Here is a 24,513-nt window from a genome sequence, read left to right on the forward strand (position 1 = left end):
CCCGGCGCCTGGCCGGTGGCGGAGGCCCGCCGGGCGGTCGCGCGCCTGGCCGGTCTCCGCCGTACGCCCGCCGCCGGGGCCTGAACAAGGTGTGATGATCGGTCGGCGCAGGTCGCGGAACGGTTGCCCGCGACCTCGCTCCGGACCCGCCCTCTCTTGCGGTAACGTCACGTTACATGCCCCTCCTCGCCTCGATTCCCAGCCCGTCACAGGGGGTCTGGAATCTCGGACCGATCCCGATCCGTGCGTACGCGCTGTGCATCGTGCTCGGCGTCATCGTCGCCGTCTGGATCGGCGAACGCCGCTGGCGCGCCCGTGGCGGCGCCCCCGGAACGATCACCGACCTCGCGGTCTGGGCCGTGCCCTTCGGCCTCGTCGGCGGACGCCTCTATCACGTCATCACCGACTGGCAGATCTACTTCGGCTCGGACGCGCCCAAACGGCCGATCGACGCGCTGTTCATCTGGGAGGGCGGCCTCGGCATCTGGGGCGCGATCGCCCTCGGCGCGCTCGGCGTATGGATCGGCTGCCGCCGGCGCGGCATCTCCTTCACCGCCATCGCCGACACCCTCGCCCCCGGCGTCGCCGTGGCGCAGGCCATCGGCCGGTGGGGCAACTACTTCAACCAGGAGCTGTTCGGCGGCCCGACCGACCTGCCGTGGGCACTGGAGATCGAGCCGGGCCGCCCGGGCACCGTCCCCGGTGAGACCCTCTATCACCCGACGTTCCTGTACGAGTCGCTGTGGGACCTCGCGCTCGCCGGTGTGCTGATCCTCGCCGCCCGCAGGTTCAGCCTGCGGCACGGCCGGGTGTTCGCGATGTACGTCGCGGGCTACACGCTCGGCCGGTTCTGGATCGAGGGGCTGCGGGTGGACCCCGCCCACCACATCCTCGGCCTGCGGCTGAACCAGTGGACCTCGATCTTCATCTTCCTGTGCGCGCTGGCATACCTGTGGCTGGCCCGCAACCGTACGGGCGAGGAGCCGCTGGGCGTGCAGAGCGGCGACGCCGGCGACGACCCCGCCGATTCCGCCGATCCCGCCCACGGACGCGACCAGGCCGACGAGCCGGAGCTCGTCTCCGGCGAGGAGCGGGAGGACGCGGAGGCGCGAGACGGCGCCGGCGACGACCTGCCGCCGGACGGCGACACCGGCTCCGGCAAGCAGACGGCGACCGCGGGAGCGGGCGCCGCGAGCGACGGCCCGGCGGCGGAACCGGAGGCCGGCCAACGATGACGAAGGCCACGACGGGGGCGCGGGCCGAGATCCACCACGAGCATCGGGACGTCACCGGCGGTTGGTTACGCCCGGCGGTCTTCGGCGCGATGGACGGGCTGGTCTCCAACTTCGCGTTGATCGCGGGCGTCGCCGGCGGCACCGCGGAGACCAGGATCATCGCCCTCGCCGGCATCGCGGGCCTGGCCGCCGGAGCGTTCTCCATGGCGGGCGGAGAGTACGTGTCGGTCGCCAGCCAGCGCGAGCTCGCCCAGGCGGAGATCGACGTCGAGCGGCGGGAGCTGGAGCGGCACCCCGAGGCCGAGGAGGTCGAGCTCGCCCGGATGTACGAGGCGCGGGGCGTGGACCCGGAGACCGCCAGGGAGGTCGCCCGGCAGATCTCCCGCAACCCGGAGGAGGCCCTGGCGGTCCACACGCGGGCCGAGCTGGGCGTGGACCCCGACGACCTGCCCTCGCCCGTGGTGGCCGCCGTGTCGTCGTTCCTGTCGTTCAGCCTCGGGGCGCTGGTGCCGCTCCTGCCCTACCTGCTGGGCGTGCGGGGCTTGTGGATCTCGGCCGCGGTGTCGATGGCGGCGCTGTTCGCCGCGGGCGCCGTGGTATCCCGGGTGACGGCCCGCAGCTGGTGGTTCAGCGGCCTGCGCCAGCTCGTGGTGGGGGCCGTGGCGGCCTCGCTGACCTGGGGACTGGGCTCGCTGATTGGAACCGGCGGTCTATGACCAAGCGCAAGCGCCGGTCGCCGGCGCCGGCCGAGGGGCGGACCGGGGCCGCGCTCTCCGACCTCGGGCTGGACGACCGGCAGCAGCGTGTGGTCGTGTGGTCGGTCAGCGCCGTGGGAGTGCTGGCGATCGCCCTCGTGCTGACGCTGGTGGTCAACGCGATCGGCGGCGGGCAGTCGCAACCGGCCGAGGCGTCGGGCGACGTGTCGGGGGAGGGCCTGCCCGCGACCTTCCAGCCCTGGCCGACGGTGCAGGAACTGGCCCCGATCGCCGACAGGAAGGCCGACACCGCGCCGCTGACCGCTCAGGAGGTGTTCGGCGCGCGGACGCTCACCTCCGGGAAGGTCACGCTGCGCAGGCTCGCCAGCCGCCTCGACCAGTCGTGCGCGGGCGCCGTGTGGGGAGTCGATCTCGCCGACGCGCTGGCCGAGGCCGGATGCAGCCAGGCCGTACGCGGCCTGTACGGCACGGCCGACGGCGTGTACGCCGCGCAGTACACCCTGTTCAACCTGGCGGACGTCACGGCGGCGGACACGCTGGCGAAGTCGCTGGCGTCGCTCTACCGGGGCGCCTGGGTGCAGCCGCTGGAGTCGGCGCGGGCGAAGTTCGGCACCTACAGCGAGGGCAACGCCTACGTCCTGGGGCACTACCTCGGGGTGACCTGGATCGGCCGGACCGACGGCGCGGAACCGGGAGAGAAGGACGACTTCATCATGCTCGGGCTGGCCGTGCGCGAGGCCGAGAAGGCGATCTTCCGGCGCGTGGTGAAGGTGACGGGAGTGCCGTCGGACCCCGCGCAGCCGCCGGGCCCGGAAGACACCGCGCAGCCGTCCGAGGAGCCGCCCTCCGAACCCGGCTCCTCTCCCGCGGCGTCCCCGTCCGCGACGGCGACCTCGGCGCAGTCGTCCCTCGAACCCTAGAGCGCCGGTCATGTAGTCGTCAGACGGCCGGCCGATGTCGGGCCGGCCGCCAGACGAGGACGTGTGGGTTGTGGATCACGGCGGTTCGGCTGAGCTGGGGCCGTGCTCCGCTGGGGCCGGGCGCGGCGATCCGCGCCCTAATGGGACCGTCAGCCGGTCGTCACCTGTGCCGTCACCTGTGCCGCCAGCCCGCTGAGGCGGTGGAGGGGGAGTTCGAGCGGGGCGGCGTCGAGGGCCCACGGCGCGGCCTCCTCGACGGCGGCCCTGGCCTGCCGCTTGGTGAGCCCGGCCGTCTCGGTCAACGCCTCGCGCCAGGCGTTGCCGGTCTTCCCGTGCGCGCTGTCCATGATCCTGCGCACCACCCGGTCCTGCCCGCCGTCCGGGGGCGGGAGCCGTACGGCGTCGAGGACGTGGCCCTCGGCGGCCAGGCGATAGACGGGGGAGAGCAGGCGGGCGAGCGCGGGCAGGTCGGTGACCACGTCCGCCACAGGACCCGCGGTGAGCACGCGCACGTGCCGGGCGCGCGTCGCGAGCATCAGGCGGGGCAGCGCCGCCTCGAGCCCGGCCGGCACGGCGATCGCCACCCGCTCGGGGCTGGCGGCGTACGGCTTGGCCAGCAGGGTGGCGAGCCGGGTGCGCGGCACCTTCGGCAGCAGGCCGCGCGGCCAGTCGCCGGCGAGCAGGTCCGGTCCGAACGCCGCCACGGCCGCCTCGTCCGGCGGCGCCGCCGGGGCGGACTCGACGGCCTGCGGGCCCTGCGTGTAGATGGCGGTGGCGAGGCGGTCGAGCCGGGAGGCGATCGCCGGCCACGTCTTCGTGGTGGGCCGCAGCACGTACAGGTCCGCCGCGCTGCCGATGGCCTCCGCCCCGTGATACCGATTGAAGTGCGGAAATATCGCCTCGTGCAGCAGGTTGAGGTCGAACAGGGCCTTCTGCACCTTCAGCGCGAGCATCGGGGTGCGCTCGGAGGCGCCGTACGCCACGAGGATCCGCCCCTGGTCGCGGTCGCGCAGGCCCTCGGCGGCCCGGGCGGCGAACAGCCCGATCCCCTCGGGCGTGTACGGCGGGTCGGTGATCGCGAGGTCGGCCCAGCCGCGCAGCGACGGCGGCAGGCCGAGGCGCAGGTCGGCCCAGCGGGTGCGCACCCCGAGGTCCTGGGCGTCGATGTACTCCAGGATGCGGTCGTCGATGTCGGCCACGGCGACCTCGGCCTCCGGATGGACCATCCGTACGGCCAGCGAGGTCAGGTCGTGGTCGCCGACGCACAGCAGGCGGGCGCCGGGGAGCCAGAACCGCCGTCCCAGCAGGAGGGCGCGGCGCAGCACGGTCTCGGCGGTCGCGGAGACGTGGTCGAGCGCGTGCCGTCCCCGGGGCGCCTTGGCGATCAGGGTCTCCAGGCGGCCGAGCGTCTCGGCGTGCTCCGCGACCATTCCGGCGACCGGATTCCCGAGACCGGAAATATCCGTATCCGTCCAGACGTTGTAGCGGTTGGCCTGATCCCTGGGAATACGGACACGGTCGCCGCTGTGCTCAAGGGGGAGCACCCGAAGCAGCGACTCGATCGTCCGCCGCGACGTCGCGGTATCCCGGACCAGGTCTGCCAGGGTCCACCAGCGGCCGTCGGACAGGAGCGACAGCGCTCCGCGCAGGCGCAGGCCGTCCACTCCGGCCTCCGCCAGCAGTTCGTCGATCGCCTCATGACCACCCATGCGCAAACCATATCCACGGCGCTGGCCTGTGAAGGTTCGCGAAGCGGACCTGGGGGGCACTATTCCGGCAGCGTGTTGTAATCTCTAAGCACCACAACCGCAGCAGGGCCAGCGTCGTCCCTCTGTTCCACGCAGACGTTGACGACGGGAGTGACTACATGCCTGCTGCCCGCCTTGGCCTTTCCGGAGGTCTCCCCGAGCCCCAGGGACTCTACGACCCCGGTTTCGAACATGACGCCTGTGGCGTAGCCATGGTGGCCGATGTCGCGGGCCGCCGCAGCTACGACATCGTCGCCAAGGCACTGACCGCGCTCCGCAACCTCGATCACCGGGGTGCGAGCGGCAGCGAGCCGGACACCGGCGACGGCGCGGGCATCCTCACCCAGATCCCCGACGCGTTCTTCCGCGGCGTCGTGGACTTCGAGCTTCCCGCGGAGGGCGCGTACGCCGCGGGCACCGCGTTCCTGCCGCTGGACGAGCAGGCCAGGCAGACCGCGATCGGCCTCATCGAGCAGATCGCCGCCGAGGAGGGCGTCACCGTCCTCGGCTGGCGCGACCTGCCGGTGGACCGCGACCTGCCCGGCGCCACCGCCCGTGCGGTCATGCCGCACTTCGCGCAGCTGTTCGTGACCTCGCCCGGCGGCGAGACCGGCGTCGACCTCGACCGGATCGTGTTCGCCTTCCGCAAGCGGGCCGAGCACGAGGCGGACGTCTACTTCGCCTCGCTGTCCTCGCGGACCATCGTCTACAAGGGCATGCTGACCTCGCTGCAGGTCGAGCCGTTCTTCGCCGACCTGTCCGACGAGCGCTACGTCAGCGCCATCGCGCTGGTGCACTCGCGCTTCTCGACCAACACCTTCCCCTCCTGGCCGCTGGCGCACCCCTACCGCTACATCGCGCACAACGGCGAGATCAACACCGTGCGCGGCAACCGCAACTGGATGCGGGCCCGCGAGGCCATGCTCGCCACCGGCCTGATCCCGGGCGACCTGCGGCGGCTGTTCCCGATCTGCGACCCCGACGGCTCCGACACCGCCTCGTTCGACGAGACGCTGGAGCTGCTGCACCTCGGCGGCCGGTCGCTGCCGCACGCCGTGCTGATGATGATCCCGGAGGCGTGGGAGAACCACACCGAGATGGACCCGGCCCGCCGGGCCTTCTACGAGTTCCACTCCACCCTCATGGAGGCGTGGGACGGCCCCGCGTCGATCACCTTCTCCGACGGCACCCTGGTCGGCGCGGTCCTCGACCGCAACGGCCTGCGTCCCGGCCGGTTCTGGGTCACCGACGACGGCCTGGTCGTGCTCGCCTCCGAGGCGGGCGTGCTGTCCGACATCCCGCAGGAGAAGGTCGTCCGCAAGGGCCGCCTGCAGCCGGGCCGCATGTTCCTGGTCGACACCGCGCGCGGCCGGATCATCGAGGACGACGAGATCAAGGCCGAGCTCGCCGCCGCCGAGCCGTACGGCGAGTGGCTGCACGCGGGCCTGGTCCGCTTCGAGGAGCTGCCCGAGCGCGAGCACGAGCACCCGACCCACGAGGCGCTGGTCAAGCGGCAGCAGACCTTCGGCTACACGCAGGAGGAGCTGCGGGTCATCCTCGGGCCGATGGCCAAGAACGGCGCCGAGCCGATCGGCTCGATGGGCACCGACACCCCGGTGGCGGTGCTGAGCGAGAAGCCGAGGCTGCTGTTCGACTACTTCAGCCAACTGTTCGCGCAGGTCACCAACCCGCCGCTGGACGCCATCCGCGAGGAGCTCGTCACCTCGCTGCAGTCGACGATCGGCCCCGAGGGCAACCTGCTCGACCCCGGCCCGGCCTCGTGCCGCCGGCTCGTGCTGCCCTACCCGGTGATCGACAACGACGAGCTCGCCAAGATCATCCACATCAACGACGAGGGCGCGCTGCCCGGCTTCCAGCCGTACGTCGTGTCCGGCCTGTTCGACGCGGCCGGCGGCGGCGAGGCGCTGGTGCGGCGGCTGGAGGAGATCCGCCAGGAGGTCTCCCGGGCCATCGAGGACGGCGCGCGGATCATCGTGCTGTCCGACCGCGGGTCGTCCCGCGAGAAGGCGCCGATCCCGTCGCTGCTGCTCACCGGCGCGGTGCACCACCACCTCATCCGGGAGAAGTCCCGCACCCGGGTCGGGCTCGTGATCGAGACCGGCGAGGCCCGCGAGTGCCACCACATGGCGCTGCTCATCGGCTACGGCGCGAGCGCGATCAACCCCTACCTCGCGATCGAGACGGTCGAGGACATGATCGCCACCGGTCAGCTCGACCTCGACCCGCGCAAGGCCGTGCGCAACCTGATCAAGGCGTACGGCAAGGGCGTGCTGAAGGTCATGTCCAAGATGGGCGTGTCCACGGTCGCCTCCTACACCGGCGCGCAGATCTTCGAGGCCCTCGGCCTCGGCACCGAGGTCATCGACCAGTGCTTCACCGGCACCACCTCCCGCCTCGGCGGCGTCGGCTTCGACGTGCTCGCCACGGAGGCGCTGGAGCGGCACGCGCGGGCCTACCCGCGCGCGGAGAACCCGCACCGGCGGCTGGAGGTCGGCGGCGAATACCAGTGGCGCCGCGAGGGCGAGCCGCACCTGTTCAACCCGACCACCGTCTTCAAGCTGCAGCACTCCACCCGCACCCGGCGTTACGAGATCTTCAAGGAGTACACGTCCCTCGTGGACGGGCAGTCCGAGAAGCTCATGACGCTGCGCGGCCTGTTCAAGCTGCGTCCCGCCGGCGCGCCCGTGCCGATCGAGGAGGTCGAGCCGGTCGAGTCGATCGTCAAGCGGTTCTCCACCGGCGCCATGTCGTACGGCTCCATCTCCATGGAGGCGCACGAGACGCTGGCCATCGCGATGAACCGGCTCGGCGCCAAGTCGAACACCGGTGAGGGCGGCGAGGACCCCGAGCGGCTGTACGACCCCGAGCGGCGCAGCGCGATCAAGCAGGTGGCCTCCGGCCGCTTCGGTGTGACCAGCGAATACCTGGTCAACGCCGACGACCTGCAGATCAAGATGGCGCAGGGCGCCAAGCCCGGCGAGGGCGGCCAGCTGCCAGGCCACAAGGTGTATCCGTGGATCGCCAGGACCCGGCACTCCACGCCCGGCGTCGGCCTCATCTCGCCGCCGCCGCACCACGACATCTACTCGATCGAGGACCTGGCCCAGCTCATCCACGACCTGAAGAACTCCAACCCGCGCGCCCGCGTCCACGTGAAGCTGGTGGCCGAGGTCGGGGTCGGGACCGTGGCGGCGGGCGTCAGCAAGGCACACGCCGACGTCGTGCTGATCTCCGGCCACGACGGCGGCACCGGCGCCTCACCGCTGACCTCGATCAAGCACGCCGGCGCCCCCTGGGAGCTCGGCCTCGCCGAGACCCAGCAGACGCTGCTGCTCAACGGGCTGCGCGACCGCATCGTCGTCCAGGCCGACGGCCAGCTCAAGACCGGCCGCGACGTGATCATCGCGGCGCTGCTCGGCGCCGAGGAGTACGGCTTCGCCACCGCTCCGCTGGTCGTCTCCGGCTGCGTCATGATGCGGGTCTGCCACCTCGACACCTGTCCGGTGGGCGTGGCCACCCAGAATCCCGAGCTGCGCAAGCGGTTCACCGGCAAGCCCGAGTTCGTGGTGAACTTCTTCGAGTTCATCGCCCAGGAGGTGCGCGAGTACCTCGCCGAGCTCGGCTACCGCTCGCTCGACGAGGTGATCGGGCGGGCCGACCTGCTCGACACCACCCAGGCGGTCGAGCACTGGAAGGCCTCCGGCCTCGACCTGTCGCCGATCCTGCACCAGCCGGAGCTGCCCGAGGGCACCCCGCGCCGCAAGGTCGTCGAGCAGGACCACGGGCTCGACAAGGCGCTGGACAACACGCTGATCCAGCTTGCCGAGGGCGCGCTGAACCTCGGCGAGCCGGTGACGCTGGAGCTGCCCATCCGCAACGTCAACCGTACGGTCGGCACGATGCTCGGCCACGAGGTGACCAAGCGGTACGGCGGGGCCGGCCTGCCGGACAACACGATCGACGTGTCGTTCACCGGCTCGGCGGGCAACTCGTTCGGCGCGTTCGTGCCGCGCGGCATCACGCTGCGGCTGACCGGCGACGCCAACGACTACCTCGGCAAGGGCCTGTCGGGCGGCCGCATCGTCGTCCGCCCGCACCCCGACGCGCCGTTCGAGGCCGAGACGCAGGTCATCTCCGGCAACGTCGGCCTCTACGGCGCGACGTCCGGCGAGGTCTTCGTCCGCGGCATCGTGGGCGAGCGGTTCTGCGTGCGCAACTCCGGCGCGACCGCCGTCGTGGAGGGCGTGGGCGACCACGGCTGCGAGTACATGACCGGCGGCCGGGCCGTCGTCCTCGGCCCGACCGGCCGCAACTTCGCCGCCGGCATGTCGGGCGGCGTCGCCTACGTGCTCGACCTGCGGTCCGAGCGGGTCAACCGCGAGATGGTCGAGCTGGAGGCGCTGGACGACGACGACGCCGAATTCCTGCGCGAGATCGTCGAGAAGCACTTCGCGGAGACCGGGTCCACGGTGGCCAAGGCCCTGCTCGCCGAGTGGGACACCGCGCTCGGCCGCTTCTCCAAGGTCATGCCGTCGGACTACAAGCGGGTCCTGCAGGCGCGGGCCGCCGCCGAGGCCGAGGGCCGCGACATCGACGAGGCGGTCATGACCGCCGCCCACGGGTGACGCCGATGCGAATCACCGCGTCCGTTTCCGCGACCGTTTCCGCACAGGGATAGAGGGGGGTTACACCGTTGGCTGACCCGAAGGGGTTCCTGACACACGGGCGTGAGCTGCCGGCGCGCCGCCCGGTCGACGTTCGCATCCGCGACTGGCGCGAGGTCTACGAGGACTTCCCCCGGCCCGCGCTCACCAAGCAGGCCGCGCGCTGCATGGACTGCGGCATCCCGTTCTGCCACAACGGCTGCCCGCTGGGGAACCTCATCCCCGAGTGGAACGACCTCGTCTACCGCGACGACTGGCGTGAGGCGATCGAGCGGCTGCACGCGACCAACAACTTCCCGGAGTTCACCGGCCGCCTGTGCCCCGCGCCGTGCGAGTCGGCGTGCGTCCTCGGCATCAACTCCGACCCGGTCGCGATCAAGCGGGTCGAGGTCGAGATCATCGACCGCGCCTTCGCCGAGGGCTGGGTCACGCCGCAGCCGCCCGCGGCCAGGACGGGCAGGAAGGTCGCGGTCGTCGGCTCTGGCCCGGCCGGTCTCGCCGCCGCGCAGCAGCTCACCCGCGCCGGGCACGACGTGGTCGTGTTCGAGCGGGCCGACCGGATCGGCGGGCTGCTCCGCTACGGCATCCCCGAGTTCAAGATGGAGAAGCGGCACGTCGACCGCCGCATCGCCCAGATGGAGGCCGAGGGCACCGAGTTCCGCACCGGCGTCGACGTCGGCGTGGACGTCACGGCGGCGCAGCTCCGCGAGGAGTTCGACGCGGTCGTGCTGGCGGGCGGCGCCACGGCGTGGCGCGACCTGCCGGTGCCCGGCCGCGAGCTCAAGGGCGTCTACCAGGCGATGGAGTATCTCCCGCCGGCCAACAAGGCGCAGCACGGCGACTTCCCCGAGTCGCCGATCTCCGCGAAGGGCAAGCACGTCGTCGTGATCGGCGGCGGCGACACCGGCGCCGACTGCATCGGCACGGCGATCCGCCAGGGGGCTTTGTCGGTCACCCAGCTGGAGATCATGCCGAAGCCGCCGGCGACGCGTCCGGGCAGCCAGCCGTGGCCGACCTACCCGATGCTGTTCAAGATGGAGAGCGCGCACGAGGAGCTGGAGGCCGGGGCGGGCGACCGCGTCTACGCGGTGTCCACCACCGAGTTCGTCGGCGACGACGAGGGCAACGTGCGGGCGCTGCGCCTGGTCGAGGTCGAGGGCCCGGCGGCGGGCTTCAAGCCGATCCCCGGCACCGAGCGGGAGATCCCGGCCGAGCTGGTGACGCTCGCCATGGGCTTCCTCGGCCCCGAGAAGGGCCCGCTGCTGAACGACCTCGCGGCGCTGTCCGGCGACCCGGAGTCGTTCTTCGACGCCCGGGGCAACGTGGCCAGGAACGCGTCGTACGCGACATCGGTCGAGGGCGTGTTCGCGGCCGGCGACATGGGCCGCGGCCAGTCGCTGATCGTCTGGGCGATCGCCGAGGGCCGTTCGGCCGCGGCGGCGGTGGACAGCTATCTGAGCGGGCGGACCGTGCTGCCCGTTCCCATCCCTCCGACGGCGCGCCCCCTCGTCTGAGACGTGATCCACCGGCCGTGGTCCCAGGGGACCGGACCACGGCCGGTGTGGGCATTTAGGGGATAAAACGGGCATATCCCAATTCGGTGGCCGGGTTGCGAGCGCGTACGGCTGCCGGGAGGATGCTGAGCCCGTATCGAGGGGCCCCGGCACCGGGTGCCCGCAATCGAGGAGGATCGTTGCACGCACGGGGGCGGCTCGCCGGGGCCATCATGTCCATCACGCTGCTCGGCGGGCTGGGGGCCGCGGGACTGCCGGGGGCGGCGACCGCGTCCGAACCCGCGCAGAACTACCTGGTCTTCTACAAGGACGGCGGCGGCGACGCCGCGCAGCGGGCGGTCGAGGCAGCCGGAGCGACCATCCAGGCGCGGGACGACAAGCTCGGTTACTTCGTCGTGCGCACGACCGATCCCGAGCGGATCGGCGCCGATCCCTCCGTGGTCGGCGTCACGCTCGACCGTCCCATCGGCAGGACCGCCGACGTGCCCGTCGCGCCGCGCGCGAAGCACGCCGGGCCGGCCCCGAAGCACGTCCGGGCGGCCCCGAAGCAAGCGGCCCCGAAGCATGCGGCCCCGAAGCAAGCGGCCCCGAAGCAAGCGGCACAGGGGGGCGACCCGCTCTCGGACCGCCAGTGGGACATGAAGATGATCGGCGCCACCCCCACCGGGTCGTACGCCAAGGCCCGGGGCAGCCACAAGGTGCTGGTGGGCGTCATCGACACCGGCATCGACGGCAATCACCCCGACATCGCGCCCAACTTCAACCGGGCGCTCAGCCGCAACTTCGTGATCGACCAGCCCTTCGACGAGAACGGCAAGCCGCTCGACGGGCCCTGCGAGCACGCGGGCTGCAAGGACCCGGCCGACGTCGACGACGACGGCCACGGCACCCACGTCGCGAGCACGATCGGCTCGCCGATCAACGGCATCGGCGTCGCCGGGGTCGCCCCCGACGTGTCGCTGGTCAACCTCCGCGCCGGCACCGACTCGGGCTTCTTCTTCCTCAAGCCCACCATGGACGCCCTGGAGTACGCCGCCGACGTCGGCGTCGACGTGGTCAACATGAGCTTCTACGTCGACCCCTGGACGTTCAACTGCGCGAGCAACCCGAGCGACACGACCAGGGAGAGCCTTGAGCAGCGGGGGATCCTGGAGGGCATGCGCCGCGCGGTCAGGTACGCCTACACGCGTGGCGTCACGCTCGTCAGCGCGATCGGCAACGAGAGCCTCGACCTCGGCAAGGTGAAGACCGACACCTCCAGCCCCGACTTCCCCAAGGGCTCGGAGAAGAAGCGGATCATCGACAACACCTGCCTCAACGTCCCGGCCGAGCTCGACGGCGTCATCTCGGTGTCCTCCGTCGGCCCCAGCGGGCGCAAGGCGCCGTACTCCGACTACGGCGTCGAGCAGACCGACATCTCCGCGCCCGGCGGCGACCTGTTCGACGGCGGCACCGATCTCAAGGGCGTGAGCCGGGAGATCCTGGCCGCCGCCCCCGAGCACGTGCTGCGCGCCAGGGGCCTGCTGTTCGCCGACGGCAAGCCGAAGACGTCGTCGGTGGTCCGCGACTGCCAGGGCGGCAAGTGCGCCTACTACCAGTACCTGGAGGGCACCTCCATGGCCGCGCCGCACGTCACCGGGGTGGCAGCGCTGATCATCGGCCGGTTCGGCAAGCCGGGCAGGGGCGGGCTGCAGATGGACCCCGCGCAGGTGGAGCGCCTGCTGTACGCGACGGCGACCCCGAAGGGCTGCCCGACGCCCCGCACCTACCGCTACAGCACGGGCGAGAGCCAGGTCTGCGAGGGGCCCACGGCGAAGAACGGCTTCTTCGGGCACGGTCTGGTCAATGCCGCCCGAGCCGCCACCGTCACGTCCTGAGCGGCCTCCTGGGCCGTTTCCAGGGCCGCCTGAGTACGCGTCTGAGTAGCCCGCCGGATGTCCGGCGGGCTACGGCGGGCCTACCCTCCTCCGCGAGGAGGGCAGAGCATGATCTACGGGCTGGTCTGGCAGGCCACGATGGTGGTGCACTTCGTCGTCATCGCCTACATCGCCCTGGGCGGCTTCCTCGCCTGGTGGCGGCCCCGGCTGATCTGGCCGCACCTCGCGCTGGCCGCCTGGGGCCTGGTGCAGCTCACCGGGCTCGTGGAGTGCCCGCTGACCGCGCTGGAGAACTGGGCGCGGGCCAGGGCGGGGGAGGGCGGGCTGCTGCCGGGCGGCTTCATCGACACCTACATCGAGGGCGTCGTCTATCCGGAGGCGTACGTGTGGCACGTGCGGCTGGCGGTGATCGCCGTCGTGCTCGCCTCCTGGGCGGGGCTCGCGATCAGGATCCGCCGACGCCGCACACGTCCTGCGCGTACGACAGGAACGTCTGCTGCACCGGAGCCGGAGGCGTCGCGATGAGGTAGCGCTTCTCGCCGCCGCCCACGGTGCCGTAGACCGGGAACAGGTAGGCCTTCTTGGCCTCGGCGAAGGCGTGCCAGTCGCAGCGCATGGGGGTGATCTCCACCGGGATCTCCAGCCGGGTGGCGTCCGCCGCGAGCACCGCCACCGGCCGGCTCTTGCCGGAGCGGGGCAGCATCGTGTAATGCGTGGTGGCGCCGAGCTCGTCGATGGTGACCGGCTCGGAGCCGCCCTTCCTGGTGACGACGAGGTTCCCGTGGAGGGTCCGGCCCGCGCGGGTCCAGGTGTCCCCGAACGTCACGTCCACCGACTGGCGCAGGATGTAGGCCCCGCACTCGGCCTTCACCAGCCCGTCCAGCGTGGGATCGGGGTGGTGGACCGGGAACTCCACCTTGTGCAGGGCGCCGTCGCCGACCTGGATGTGCGCCACCACCGTGGCCGGGCGCACCGGCGGGATCTTCTCCGGGTCGCAGCGCGCCTCGCCGTACGGGATCCGCAGGTCCGTACGCGGCGTCTTGCCGAGGGTGGTGTCCACGGGGGCCGGCGGGAGCGTCGCGAACGAGTCCGTGACGAGCTGGACGTCCTGGAAGCGCACCCGCGTGGTGGTGTCGTTGCGCACGGACACCTCGAGCTCATGGGATGTCTCGTCGCTGCGCCACTGGTTGAGCGACACCGAAACACCCATCGGCGGCGCTGCCGATTCGGTAGCCTGTCCTGCGCACGCGGCCAGGGTGAACAGCGCCGTTATTGCCCCCCAAGTCCGGGTACGTCCCATGGCTGCCAAGGCTAGGGCACGCGGGTGATCGCGTGAAGTGTCTGAACATTTGGCGACAGCTGTGTGCGCCCGTCTCTGCAAGTGGTCTGTACCAATTAGGGTAGTGCTGTGAGTCGTCGAGCAAAGATCGTCTGTACCCTCGGGCCCGCCACCTCCTCACCGGAGCGCCTACGCGAGCTCATCAAGGCGGGGATGAACGTCGCCCGCTTCAACCTCTCGCACGGCAGCCACGAGTTGCACAAGGAGGTGTTCGACCGGGTCAGAGCCGCCGCCGACGAGCTGGGCTGCGCCGTGGGCGTCCTCGCCGACCTCCAGGGTCCCAAGATCCGCGTCGGACGTTTCGCCTCCGGTCCCGTACGGCTCGGCTTCGGCGACGTCTTCACGATCACGACCGAGGACGTCCCCGGAGACCGGGACATCGTCTCCACGACCTACGCGGGCCTGCCGGGCGACGTCAAGCCCGGCGACACGATCCTCGTGGACGACGGACGGCTGAACCTCGAGGTGACCGCGGTCGAGGGGCCGCGCGTCGTCACCCGCGTGGTCATCGGCGGCATGATCTCCGACAACAAGGGCCTCAACCTCCCCGGCGTCGCCGTCAGCGCCCCGGCGCTCACGGAGAAGGACGAGGAGGACCTGCGCTGGGCCCTGCGCACCGGCTTCGACATGATCGCCCTGTCGTTCGTCCGGTCGCCGGACGACGCCGCGCTGGTCCACGGGATCATGGAGGAGGAGGGCGTCAGGCTCCCGCTCCTCGCCAAGATCGAGAAGCCGCAGGCCGTCGACCGCCTCGAAGAGATCGTGGACGCCTTCGACGGCGTGATGGTCGCCCGCGGCGACCTCGGCGTCGAGCTGCCGCTTGAGCAGGTGCCGATCGTCCAGCGCCGCATCATCGAGCTGTGCCGCGAGAAGGCCCACCCGGTCATCGTGGCCACCCAGATGCTCGACTCGATGATGAGCGCCCCCCGGCCGACCCGCGCCGAGGCGTCCGACGTCGCGTACGCCGTGATGGACGGCGCGGACGCGGTCATGCTGTCCGGCGAGACCTCGGTGGGCAACTACCCGATCGAGTCGGTCTCCACGATGGCCCGCATCGCGGTAGCCGCCGAGAGCACCACGCTGCAGGCCACCCACACGCTGGACCGCCTGCCCGAGACGACAGGCGGGGCCATCGCCCGCGCCGCCGCCGAGGTCGGCGCGATCGTCGGGGCCAAGGCCCTGGTGGCGTTCACGATGTCCGGCGAGACCGCCCGGCGGCTGGCCCGCTATCGCTCGCCGATCCCGCTGCTGGCGTTCACCTCCAACCCGCAGGTGCGCGGCCAGCTCGCGCTGACGTGGGGCGTGGAGACGTTCGAGGTGCCGTTCGTGCACCACACCGACGACATGGTCCGCCAGGTCGAGGCCTCGCTGCTGTCGCTCGGCGTCTGTGAGAAGGGCGACAAGGTCGTCGTCGTGGCGGGGTCGCCGCCCGGCAACCACGGCTCCACCAACGCCCTGCGCGTCCACACCATCGGTTCGGCGGTCGCCCACCCGTCGAGCTGACCTCCCGGCGCACGCCCGGGTGCCCGGGCCGCATGACCTGGGGCACCCGGCGGCGGGGGAAAACCCCTTGAAGGCGCGGCGTCCTTCGACGGAGCATGGCAGGATCGAGTCGACCTTTCCTGTCAGATGCCGTCGTGCCGGATGCCGGAGGAGCGCTGCGCCCGTTGATGGACTCCCCCCAGGACCCCGGGCCCGGCGCGAGCGGCGGCACTGGTCACAGACCATGGCACTCGCTGTGGCGACTGCGGTCCTACCTGCGCCCGTACGTGCGCAGCCTGGTGGTGAGCTGGGTAGCCGCGCTGCTCGGGATCGCCGCGGGCACGGTGATCCCGCTGGTGAGCAAGGAGATCATCGACGGCCCGGTGGCCCACGGGGACCTCGGCGGGCTGGTCCCGCTCGGGTTGCTGGCCGTCGGCCTCGGCGTCGCCGAGGCCGTTCTCACGTTCGTACGCCGCTGGTCGCAGGCCGGTCCGGTCCTCGGCCTGGAGACCGCGATCCGCGACGACCTCTACCGGCATCTCCAGCGGCTGCCGATGAGCTTCCACGACGGATGGCAGTCGGGGCAACTGCTGTCGAGGGCGACGACGGACCTGTCGACGATCCGCAGGTTCCTCGGCTTCGGCATGCTGTTCCTGATCATGAACATCCTGCAGCTCACCGCGGTCACCGTGGTGCTGCTGCGGATGCACTGGCCGCTCGGCCTGCTCGTCGCCGTCTCCGCCGTCCCGATCGTGGCCCTGTCGCTGCGTTTCGAGCGGCGCTACAGGGTCGTCTCCCGGCAGGTGCAGGACCAGCAGGGCGACCTCGCCACGCTGGTCGAGGAGTCGGCCGTGGGCATCCGCACGGTCAAGGCGTTCGGGCGGCGCGAGCACGTGTTCGGGACCTTCGCCGCCGCCGCCCGCGAGATCCGCCGCACCTCGCTGGCGAAGGTGCGGCTGGCCTCCCGGTTCTTCACCTTCCTCGAAGTCGTGCCGAACGTCACGCTCGCCCTCGTCCTCCTGCTCGGCGCGATCGCGGTCGGCGCCGGCGCGCTGACGCTCGGCACCCTGGTCGCGTTCACCACACTGGTGCTCCAGCTCGTGTGGCCGGTCGCCTCGCTCGGCTACATCCTCACGATGGGCCAGGAGGCCATGACCTCCGCCGACCGGGTGATCGAGGTGCTCGACACGGTGCCCGCGATCAGCGGCGGCCCGGCCGTCATCGAGCGTCCGCGCGGCCACGTGCGCTTCGAAGGCGTCGGGTTCCGCTTCCCCGGCGCCGACCGGCCGGTGCTGCGCGACGTGTGGCTGGAGGTGCGGCCGGGGGAGACCGTCGCCCTCGTCGGGGCCACCGGGTCGGGCAAGACGACGCTCACCGCGCTCGTGCCCCGCCTGCTCGACGTCACCGAGGGCCGTGTCACCGTGGACGGGCACGACGTGCGCGACCTGTCGCTGATCTCGCTGCGCTCGGTGGTCGCCACCGCGTTCGAGGAGCCGACGCTGTTCTCCATGAGCGTCCGCGAGAACGTGACGCTGGGCCACGGGCACGCCACCGAGGACGAGATCCGGCAGGCCCTGGAGATCGCGCAGGCGACGTTCGCGTACGACCTGCCGTGGGGGCTCGACACCCGCATCGGCGAGCAGGGGATGTCGCTGTCGGGCGGTCAGCGGCAGCGGCTCGCGCTGGCCAGGGCCGTCCTCGGCAGGCCGCGGGTGCTCGTCCTCGACGACACCCTGTCGGCGCTCGACGTGGAGACCGAGGCGCTGGTCGAGGAGGCGCTGCGGCGGGTGCTCGCCGAGGCGACCGGCATCGTCGTGGCCCACCGCGCCTCGACCGTGCTGCTCGCCGACCGGGTCGCGCTGCTGCGCGACGGCACCGTCACCCACGTCGGCCGCCACGGCGACCTGCTGTCGGCCGTGCCGGAATATCGCGAACTGCTCGCCCAGGACGCCGACCTCGACCCCGAGGGATCGATGCGATGACCCAGCGGCCCGCCGACGACGCGACGGAGACAGACACGTGGCGTGGGGTCGCCGCGGAGGAGCGGGACGAGATCTCCGAGCGGGTCTCCCTGCTGCTGCGCACCCGGTCGCGCCGCCTGCTCGGCGACCTGCTGCGCCCGCACCGCAGGGCGATCGCCGTGCTCACGGCGGTCATCGTGGTGTCCAACGCCGCCGGGCTGGCCCTGCCGTACCTCGTGAAGGCGGGCATCGACGACGGGATCCCGCCCATGCTGCGCGGACAGGGCGCGGGCACGCTGCTCGCGATCGTCGGCGCGCTGCTGGGCGCCACGTTCACCCAGGCGCTCACCCGGCAGGCGTTCCTGCAGATGTCGGGCCGGATCGGCCAGGACATCCTGCTGGAGCTGCGCCGCCGGGTCTTCGACCACTTCCAGCGCCTGTCGCTGTCGTTCCACGAGAAGTACACCTCGGGGCGGGTCATCTCCCGGCTCACCTCCGACGTGGACGCGATCGCGGAGCTGCTCGATTCCGGGTTCGACGGCCTGGTCACGGCCGTGCTCACGCTGTGCGGCACCGCGGTCATGCTGCTCGTGCTCGACGTGCGCCTCGGCCTGGTGGCGTTGCTGCCGCTGCCGGTCCTGCTGCTGTTCACCCGGTGGTTCCGCCGCGAGTCGAGCGTCGCCTATCGCCGTACGCGGGAGGCGGTGGCGTTGGTGATCGTGCACTTCGTGGAGTCGATGACCGGGATCAGGGCGGTGCAGGCGTTCCGGAGGGAGCCGCGCAACCAGGAGATCTTCGCGCGGCTCAACGCGGACTACCGCGCCGCCAACACGCGCGGCATGCGCCTGGTCGCGGTGTTCATGCCCGGCATCAAGCTGATCGGCAACATCACCATCGCCGCAGTCCTGCTGTACGGCGGCCTGCTGGCGCTGCACGGCACGGTCACGGTGGGCGTGCTCGCGGCGTTCCTGCTCTATCTGCGCCAGTTCTACGAGCCGATGCAGGAGATCTCGCAGTTCTACAACGCGCTGCAGTCGGCCGGGGCGGCGCTGGAGAAGCTGTCGGGCGTGCTGGAGGAGCGGCCCTCGGTGGCACCGCCCCGCCGCCCGGTGCCGCTGCCGCGCGCCGCGGGGGCGTTGCGGTTCGAGGCCGTCCGGTTCGCCTATCCCGGCGGCCCGCCGGTGCTTCCACTGCTCGACCTGGAGATCCCCGCCGGGCAGACCGTGGCCGTCGTCGGCACCACGGGCGCGGGCAAGACCACGCTGGCCAAGCTCATCGCCCGGTTCCACGACCCGGTCGCCGGGCGGGTGCTGCTCGACGGCGTGGACCTGCGCGACCTGGACGAGGACACCCTGCGCCGCCACGTTGTGATGGTCACCCAGGAGAACTACCTGTTCAGCGGGACGGTCGCCGACAACGTGCGGTTCGGGCGGCCCGGCGCGCCGGATTCGGAGATCGAGCGGGCCGCCGAGGCCATCGGCGCCCACACGTTCGTCTCCATGCTGCCGGACGGCTACCAGACGCAGGTCGGCAAGCGCGGCGGGCGCATGTCGGCCGGGCAGCGGCAGCTCGTGGCGTTCGCCCGGGCGTTCCTCGCCGACCCCGCCGTGCTGATCCTCGATGAGGCCACCTCCAGCCTCGACGTGCCCAGCGAGCGCCTCGTCCAGCGGGCGCTGCGGACGATCCTCGCCGACCGCACCGCGCTGATCATCGCCCACCGCCTGTCGACCGTGGAGATCGCCGACCGGGTGCTCGTCATGGAGCACGGCCGGATCGTGGAAGACGGCCCGCCGGACCGCCTGATCGCCGGAGCGGGCCGGTTCGCCCGCCTCCACCGCGCCTGGCTCGACAGCCTCGCCTGAGGCCCGCCACCGCGGGCTACTCCCGGCGGCTTAGCCCGTCCGGCCGGGCTGATCCCGGTGGGGTAGCGGCGGATGACTCCATGGGCAGGACGCCGCCGCGCTCCGGCCGGACGAGTATTGGCGGTCATGGAAACCCCACAGAGGTATGTCCACGGGGTGGCGTTGCTGGCCACCGGCCTGCTCGCGGGCGCGTTCGCGTACGGCGCGGCCAACGAGATCCCCACGTTCGGAGCCGTTCCGCTGGACGTGCGCCTGACCTTCCAATGGGCCGCGGGCCCGGTGCCGGCCGGCTACGCCGAGATCTTCCGGCGCTGGGAGCTGTTCCACGACCTGCGCACCCTGACCACGCTGGCCGCCTTCGTCCTGATCGTCGCCGTGGCCGTCGTCAACCGGCCCGCCAACCGCTGAGGAGAACGTCCGTGAACCTCACTCTCATCGGCTCCACCGGCCACACCGGCCGATACGTCCTGGCCGAGGCGCTGCGCCGCGGCCACCGGGTCACCGCCTTCACCCGCAACGCCGCCGCCCTGGAAGCGCGACCGCACGCCGTCGTCGAGGGCGACGGCCGCGACCTGGAGAAGATGCGCACGGCCGTGGCGGACGCGGACGCGGTGATCTCCATCATCAACGGCGGCGACAGCCGCGACCCGCACCGTGCGGCCGAGGCCACCCGCACCGTCATGCGGGCGATGGCCGAGGCCAGGGTCCGGCGGCTGATCGTCACCACCCCCTATCCGATCGTCGCCCGCAGGCCGTTCCTGGTCCTGTGGCTGCTGCGCCGCCTGCTGGCCACCCAGTACGCCGACGCCCGCGACCTGGAGCGGGCCGTGAGCGCCGGCGACCTGGACTGGACCATCGTCAGGCTGACCCGGCTCACCGACCGGCCCGCCACCGGGGCGGTCGTGATCCGCCGCGAGCTGCTGGGCATGCCGCACGCCCTGACCAGGGCGGACGTGGCGGCCACCCTGCTGGACATCGCGCAGGAGGGTCACCTGAGCCGGGTGGCGGTCAACGTCAACGGGCGCTGAGCCCGCCACCCGTAAGTCACGCGTGGGGAAGGAGCAGGCGTTCCATGGCGGGGCGCAGGGGCGGGCCGATCTCCACGGGACGGCGGGTGCGCCGGCCCACGAAGACGTGCGTGAAGTCGCCCTCGGCGACCAGCGTGTCCCCGGCGACCAGCGCGAGCTCGTAGCGGACGCTGGAGCGGCCGAGGCGCCCGATCCGCAGGCCCACGCTGATCACCTGCGGGAAGGACACGGAGGCGTGGTAGGAGCAGCGCGACTCCACGCACAGCCCGATCGCCGGGCCCTCGTGGATGTCCAGCCCGGCCTCCTCGATCAGCCAGGTGTTGATCACGGTGTCCATGAGCGAGTAGTGCACGACGTTGTTGACGTGCCCGTAGACGTCGTTGTCCTTCCATCGGGTGGGCACGTCACGCCAGTGGGGATAGGCCGTCCGGTCGATCACGGGCTCGTTCACAGTCCGAGGTCCCGGCCGATGATCTCGCGCATGATCTCGTTGGACCCCGCCCAGATCCGGGTCACCCTGGCGTCCGCCCAGGCCCGCGCCACGCGATACTCCTTCATGTAGCCGTAGCCGCCGTAGAGCTGCACGCAGGCGTCGATCACCTGGTTCTGCACCTCGGCGGTCCACATCTTGGCCTTGGCCGCGTCGACCGCCGTCAGCTCCCGGGCGGTGTGGGCGGCCACGCACTGGTCGACGTACGCCCGGGTCACCTCCACCTTCGTCACCAGGTCGGCGAGGGTGAACTTGTTGTACTGGAAGCTGCCGATCGCCTGGCCGAACGCCTTGCGCTCCTTCACGTACGACAGGGTCTCGGCGAGCACGGCGGCGGCGTGGGAGATGTTGGTGACCGCGCTGCCGAGCCGTTCCTGGGGGAGGCGCTCCATCATCGCGATGAACCCCTGGTCCACCTCGCCGATCACGTTGGCGGCCGGCACCCGCACGCCTTCGAAGAACAGCTCGGCCGTGTCGGCCTCAGGCTGGCCGACCTTGTCCAGCTTGCGCCCCCGGTGGAAGCCGGGCATGCCCTCCTCGACCGCGAACAGCGTGATGCCCTTGGCCCGCTTCTCCGGGCTGGTGCGCGCCGCCACCACGACGAGGTCGGCCTGGTAGCCGTTCGTGATGAACGTCTTGGAACCATCGATGATCCAGTCGGAGCCGTCCCTTACGGCGGTCGTGCGCAGCGCCGCCAGGTCCGACCCGCCGCTCGGCTCGGTCATGCCGATCGCGGTGATCAGCTCTCCCGAGCAGAACGGCGGCAGCCAGCGCTTCTTCTGCTCGTCCGTCGTCAGCTCCACCAGGTAGGGCGCGACCACGTCGAAGTGGATGCCGAAACTGGACGCCAGAGCCATGCCCACCCCGGCGAGCTCCTCGATGAGCACGGTGTTGAAGCGGTAGTCGCCGGCCGCCGCGCCGTCGTACTCCTCGGGGACCTCCAGGCCGAGGAACCCCTGCCGGCCGGCCTCCCGCCACACCTCGCGGTCGATCAGCCGGCGCTCGATGAACTCCTCGGCCCGCGGGGCGACGGAGCGGATCACGAACTGCCGGACGGAGTCGCGGAATGCCTCGTGGTCCTCGCCGTAGATGGTGCGTCGCATCGATTCTCCAGACGATTGTTCGGTAGGGGGATGCTAGCGATTGACCTCCGGCGCGGACGCGGCGGCCGTCGCCCGTCAGCCCACCGGCACCGGATAGTCCTTCGCCAGCTCGGAGACCTCCGCCTCCCTGAGGACCACCGCGCCGCCGAGCGCCGCCTTGTCGGGCTTGAGCACGTACGACGACCGGGAGGCGGGCTTGTCGAAGAACGTGAAGTCCATCGGCGTGCCGAAGTCGCCGCCGAAGCCCGACTGCGTGCGGTGCGCGGTCAGGACGCCCTCACGGGTGAGGTCCTTGGCCTCGCACGCCTTCTTCATCGCCTCGTCCACGATCATCGCCGCGCTCCAGCCGGTGGGCACGCCGCTGTCGATGGTCTCGCCGGGATACTTCGCCTGGTAGTCGGCCACCAGCCGCTGCATCGACGGGTTCTGGGCGCTGACCGGCGTCCCCGCCGACACGTAGTAGAAGTCCTTCAGCAGGGCAGGCCCGGCCGGGGTCGGGAGAAGCTGCGGAGAGTAGGCCGAGTTGCTGCCGACGAACGGCACGTCCATGCCCTTGGCCAGGGACACGCCGACCAGCGAGGCCGTCTGCCGGGGCCCCACCGAGACGAGCACGGCCTTGACCCCGGCCGCCTTGAACGCCGCCACCTGGGCGCTCATGTCCTGGTCGGTCGCCTTGATCTTCTGCTCGACGATCTGCAGGCCGAGCTTGTCCGCGGCGTACTTCGAGCCGTTGAGCGAGCTCTCGCCGTAGTCGCCCTCGAAGTAGAGGTGCCCGATCTTGTCACCGGACGTGATCCCCTTCTCCTTCACGAGGAACTCGACGGCGTTGATCATGTCCACGTCGTACGTCGTGCCGGTCACCTGGATGGCCCGGCTTCCGAGCAGCGTGGTCGCCCATGCCATCGGGATCGTGAGCAGCTTGTCGCCGTCGATGCGCTGCTTCAGCGCCGTGATCATCGGGGAGCCGATGAACTGGGGGATCGCCGCCGACTTGGGCGCGACCTCGGTGTAGGCCGCCACGGCCTTCTGCGTGTCGTAGCCGTGGTCGCGGACGATCAGCTCGTACTTGCGGCCGCAGACCCCGCCGGCGGCGTTGACCTGGTCGAAGTACAGCTGCTGTGCCTGCGTCAGGCTCTTGCCGAACGACGCGTACGGACCGGTCAGGTCGGTGAGCGCGCTCACGGTGATCGTGGTGGCCGAGACGCCGGGGCCGGTCTTGACCCCGTCGCCGCCGGCCGCCGCCCCGGCGCCGTCGCCTCCGCCCGTGGCCTTGCCGCTCGCGCACGATGAGACGGCCAGGGACAGCAGGGCTAACGCCGCGACGCCGGCGCGGGTGCCGATTTTGCCCATCTGAGCTCCTTGAGTCGAACGCGGCCGAGCCGCGTGGCGAGCCCGGCCAGACCGCCGGGCAGGAACAGCACCACCGCGACGACGGCGGCGCCGTAGAGGATCCGCGCGGCCTCGGCGGGGGAGACCCCGCCGGAACCCGGCTCGGCCACCAGCGGCAGGGCGTCGCTGTAGCGCGTGAGCAGCTGGGGGAGCAGGGAGACGAACGCGGCCCCGGCGACCGCTCCCGCGACCGATCCCAGGCCGCCGATCACGATCATCGCGAGGTAGTCGAGCGACAGCAGCATGCCGAAGTAGTCCGGCACGACCTGCTGGAAGACCAGGGCGACCAGCACCCCGGCGAGCCCGCCGTACATGGACGACAGGACGAACACGCCCGCGCGGTATCGGGCGACGGGGACGCCCATGACCCCGGCGGCGATCTCGTGGTCTCTGATGGTGTTCATCGCCAGCCCGGGACGGCCGCGCAGCACGCCCCTGGCGAACACGGCCGCGCCCACGAGCAGCGCGATCCCGAGGAACCACAGCCGTTCGAGCGAACCGAACGGCACGTTCAGCACCACCAGCTCCGGAGTGTCGGCGAAGACGAGGCCGAACAGCTCCATCGGCGGCACCGGCCGTCCGTTGAAGCCGCCGGTCACCGGTTCGGCGTTGAACAGGATGTGCTGGCCGACGAAGATCAGGGCGAGCGTGGCGATGCCCAGGTAGGCGCCCTTGAGGCGGCCCGCGATCGGGCTGAACAGGCCGCCGCACAGGCCCGCGACGATCACCGCGGCCACGGCCGCGAGCGGCGTCGGGAGGCCCAGGTCGGTCGACAGGGAGACGTAGGAGTACGCCCCGACCGCGAGGAAGAAGGCGTGTCCCAGGGAGAGCTGCCCGGTCGCCCCGGTCAGCAGGTTGATCCCGATCGCGCCGATCGCCGCGGACATCGCGAACAGCCCCGCCTGCAGCCAGAACCCCTCCAGGTAGAAGGGGACCGCGACGGCCACCATGGCCACCGCGAGCCACAGCACGGACCGGAGGGTCCGTGCCGGGGAACGCAGCACGGACCGGAGGGTCCGTGCCGGGGAACGCAGCACCGACCGGAGGGCGCGTGCGGTGATCCTGGGCGCGGCCGGGCGGGACCGGGACGCGCCGGGTGCGGGCGTCTCTAGTGCGGGCGCTGCTGTCGGGGGCGCTGCTGTCGGGGGCGCTGCCGTCGGGGGC

Annotated in this window: 18 protein-coding genes; 12 read left to right on the forward strand and 6 right to left on the reverse strand. The window is 71.7% G+C overall.

Translation table 11 applies throughout. The features are described from left to right. Positions 1-176: 176 nt before the first annotated feature. The 3 genes from lgt to HCK04_RS01835 are packed head-to-tail and all read left to right on the forward strand — an operon-like array spanning position 177 to position 2,871. Positions 177-1,235, forward strand: coding sequence for a prolipoprotein diacylglyceryl transferase (gene lgt, locus HCK04_RS01825; protein WP_142645082.1), 1,059 nt, complete (start codon positions 177-179; stop codon positions 1,233-1,235). Further along, complete coding sequence (locus HCK04_RS01830; protein ID WP_142645083.1) at positions 1,232-1,951, forward strand: VIT1/CCC1 transporter family protein; 720 nt, start codon at positions 1,232-1,234, stop codon at positions 1,949-1,951. The genes lgt and HCK04_RS01830 overlap by 4 nt, the downstream gene beginning before the upstream one ends. After that, on the forward strand, positions 1,948-2,871 hold the full coding sequence (locus tag HCK04_RS01835; RefSeq protein ID WP_168065549.1) for a hypothetical protein: 924 nt from the start codon (positions 1,948-1,950) through the stop codon (positions 2,869-2,871). Before HCK04_RS01830 ends, HCK04_RS01835 begins: the two co-directional genes overlap by 4 nt. 149 nt (positions 2,872-3,020) lie before the next feature. On the opposite strand, the gene HCK04_RS01840 is transcribed toward HCK04_RS01835, so the two are convergent. Continuing rightward, positions 3,021-4,580, reverse strand: coding sequence for a bis-aminopropyl spermidine synthase family protein (locus HCK04_RS01840; protein ID WP_205829679.1), 1,560 nt, complete (start codon positions 4,578-4,580; stop codon positions 3,021-3,023). A 158-nt stretch (positions 4,581-4,738) separates the two neighbouring features. Here HCK04_RS01840 and gltB point away from each other — a divergent pair, with 158 nt between their 5' ends. The 4 genes from gltB (at position 4,739) to HCK04_RS01860 (ending at position 13,220) form a co-directional block, all read left to right on the forward strand. Then, positions 4,739-9,265 carry a glutamate synthase large subunit gene (gene gltB, locus HCK04_RS01845; protein WP_142645084.1) on the forward strand — a complete coding sequence of 1,509 codons (4,527 nt, stop codon included), beginning with the start codon at positions 4,739-4,741 and terminating at the stop codon, positions 9,263-9,265. Between the two features lie 68 nt (positions 9,266-9,333). Beyond that, positions 9,334-10,818 (forward strand): glutamate synthase subunit beta, encoded by a 1,485-nt coding sequence (locus HCK04_RS01850; protein WP_142645085.1) that lies wholly within the window; start codon positions 9,334-9,336, stop codon positions 10,816-10,818. Positions 10,819-10,997: 179 nt separating this feature from the next. After that, on the forward strand, positions 10,998-12,695 hold the full coding sequence (locus tag HCK04_RS01855) for a S8 family serine peptidase (protein WP_240970790.1): 1,698 nt from the start codon (positions 10,998-11,000) through the stop codon (positions 12,693-12,695). Between the two features lie 108 nt (positions 12,696-12,803). After that, a complete protein-coding gene (locus HCK04_RS01860; RefSeq protein WP_142645086.1) occupies positions 12,804-13,220 on the forward strand; it encodes a DUF2784 domain-containing protein in 417 nt (138 codons plus the stop codon). On the opposite strand, the gene HCK04_RS01865 is transcribed toward HCK04_RS01860, so the two are convergent. Next, a complete protein-coding gene (locus HCK04_RS01865) occupies positions 13,141-13,905 on the reverse strand; it encodes a hypothetical protein (RefSeq protein WP_142645087.1) in 765 nt (254 codons plus the stop codon). The two genes, HCK04_RS01860 and HCK04_RS01865, sit on opposite strands and share 80 nt — an antisense overlap. A gap of 198 nt (positions 13,906-14,103) precedes the next feature. Here HCK04_RS01865 and pyk point away from each other — a divergent pair, with 198 nt between their 5' ends. The 5 genes from pyk (at position 14,104) to HCK04_RS01890 (ending at position 20,367) form a co-directional block, all read left to right on the forward strand. Then, complete coding sequence (pyk, locus tag HCK04_RS01870) at positions 14,104-15,537, forward strand: pyruvate kinase (RefSeq protein WP_142645088.1); 1,434 nt, start codon at positions 14,104-14,106, stop codon at positions 15,535-15,537. A gap of 167 nt (positions 15,538-15,704) precedes the next feature. Then, on the forward strand, positions 15,705-17,498 hold the full coding sequence (locus HCK04_RS01875) for an ABC transporter ATP-binding protein (protein WP_142645089.1): 1,794 nt from the start codon (positions 15,705-15,707) through the stop codon (positions 17,496-17,498). Then, complete coding sequence (locus tag HCK04_RS01880) at positions 17,495-19,339, forward strand: ABC transporter ATP-binding protein (RefSeq protein ID WP_142645090.1); 1,845 nt, start codon at positions 17,495-17,497, stop codon at positions 19,337-19,339. Before HCK04_RS01875 ends, HCK04_RS01880 begins: the two co-directional genes overlap by 4 nt. 126 nt (positions 19,340-19,465) lie before the next feature. Continuing rightward, positions 19,466-19,747 carry a hypothetical protein gene (locus HCK04_RS01885; RefSeq protein ID WP_142645091.1) on the forward strand — a complete coding sequence of 94 codons (282 nt, stop codon included), beginning with the start codon at positions 19,466-19,468 and terminating at the stop codon, positions 19,745-19,747. Positions 19,748-19,758: 11 nt separating this feature from the next. After that, positions 19,759-20,367: an NAD(P)-binding oxidoreductase gene (locus HCK04_RS01890; RefSeq protein ID WP_168065551.1), complete on the forward strand. Its 609-nt coding sequence runs from the start codon at positions 19,759-19,761 to the stop codon at positions 20,365-20,367. A 16-nt stretch (positions 20,368-20,383) separates the two neighbouring features. Here the strand turns inward: HCK04_RS01890 and HCK04_RS01895 are convergent, their stop codons facing one another. From HCK04_RS01895 to HCK04_RS01910, 4 genes are all read right to left on the reverse strand, one after another. Continuing rightward, entirely contained in the window at positions 20,384-20,818 is a 435-nt protein-coding gene (locus HCK04_RS01895; RefSeq protein WP_168065553.1) for a thioesterase family protein, read from the reverse strand. Further along, complete coding sequence (locus HCK04_RS01900; RefSeq protein WP_142645093.1) at positions 20,815-21,960, reverse strand: acyl-CoA dehydrogenase family protein; 1,146 nt, start codon at positions 21,958-21,960, stop codon at positions 20,815-20,817. Before HCK04_RS01900 ends, HCK04_RS01895 begins: the two co-directional genes overlap by 4 nt. Positions 21,961-22,035: 75 nt before the next feature. After that, a complete protein-coding gene (locus HCK04_RS01905; RefSeq protein ID WP_142645094.1) occupies positions 22,036-23,310 on the reverse strand; it encodes an ABC transporter substrate-binding protein in 1,275 nt (424 codons plus the stop codon). After that, positions 23,271-24,299 (reverse strand): branched-chain amino acid ABC transporter permease, encoded by a 1,029-nt coding sequence (locus tag HCK04_RS01910; RefSeq protein ID WP_142645235.1) that lies wholly within the window; start codon positions 24,297-24,299, stop codon positions 23,271-23,273. Before HCK04_RS01910 ends, HCK04_RS01905 begins: the two co-directional genes overlap by 40 nt. Positions 24,300-24,513: the final 214 nt, after the last annotated feature.

The organism is Microbispora sp. CL1-1 (genome assembly GCF_012034195.1).
GTDB lineage: Bacteria > Actinomycetota > Actinomycetes > Streptosporangiales > Streptosporangiaceae > Microbispora.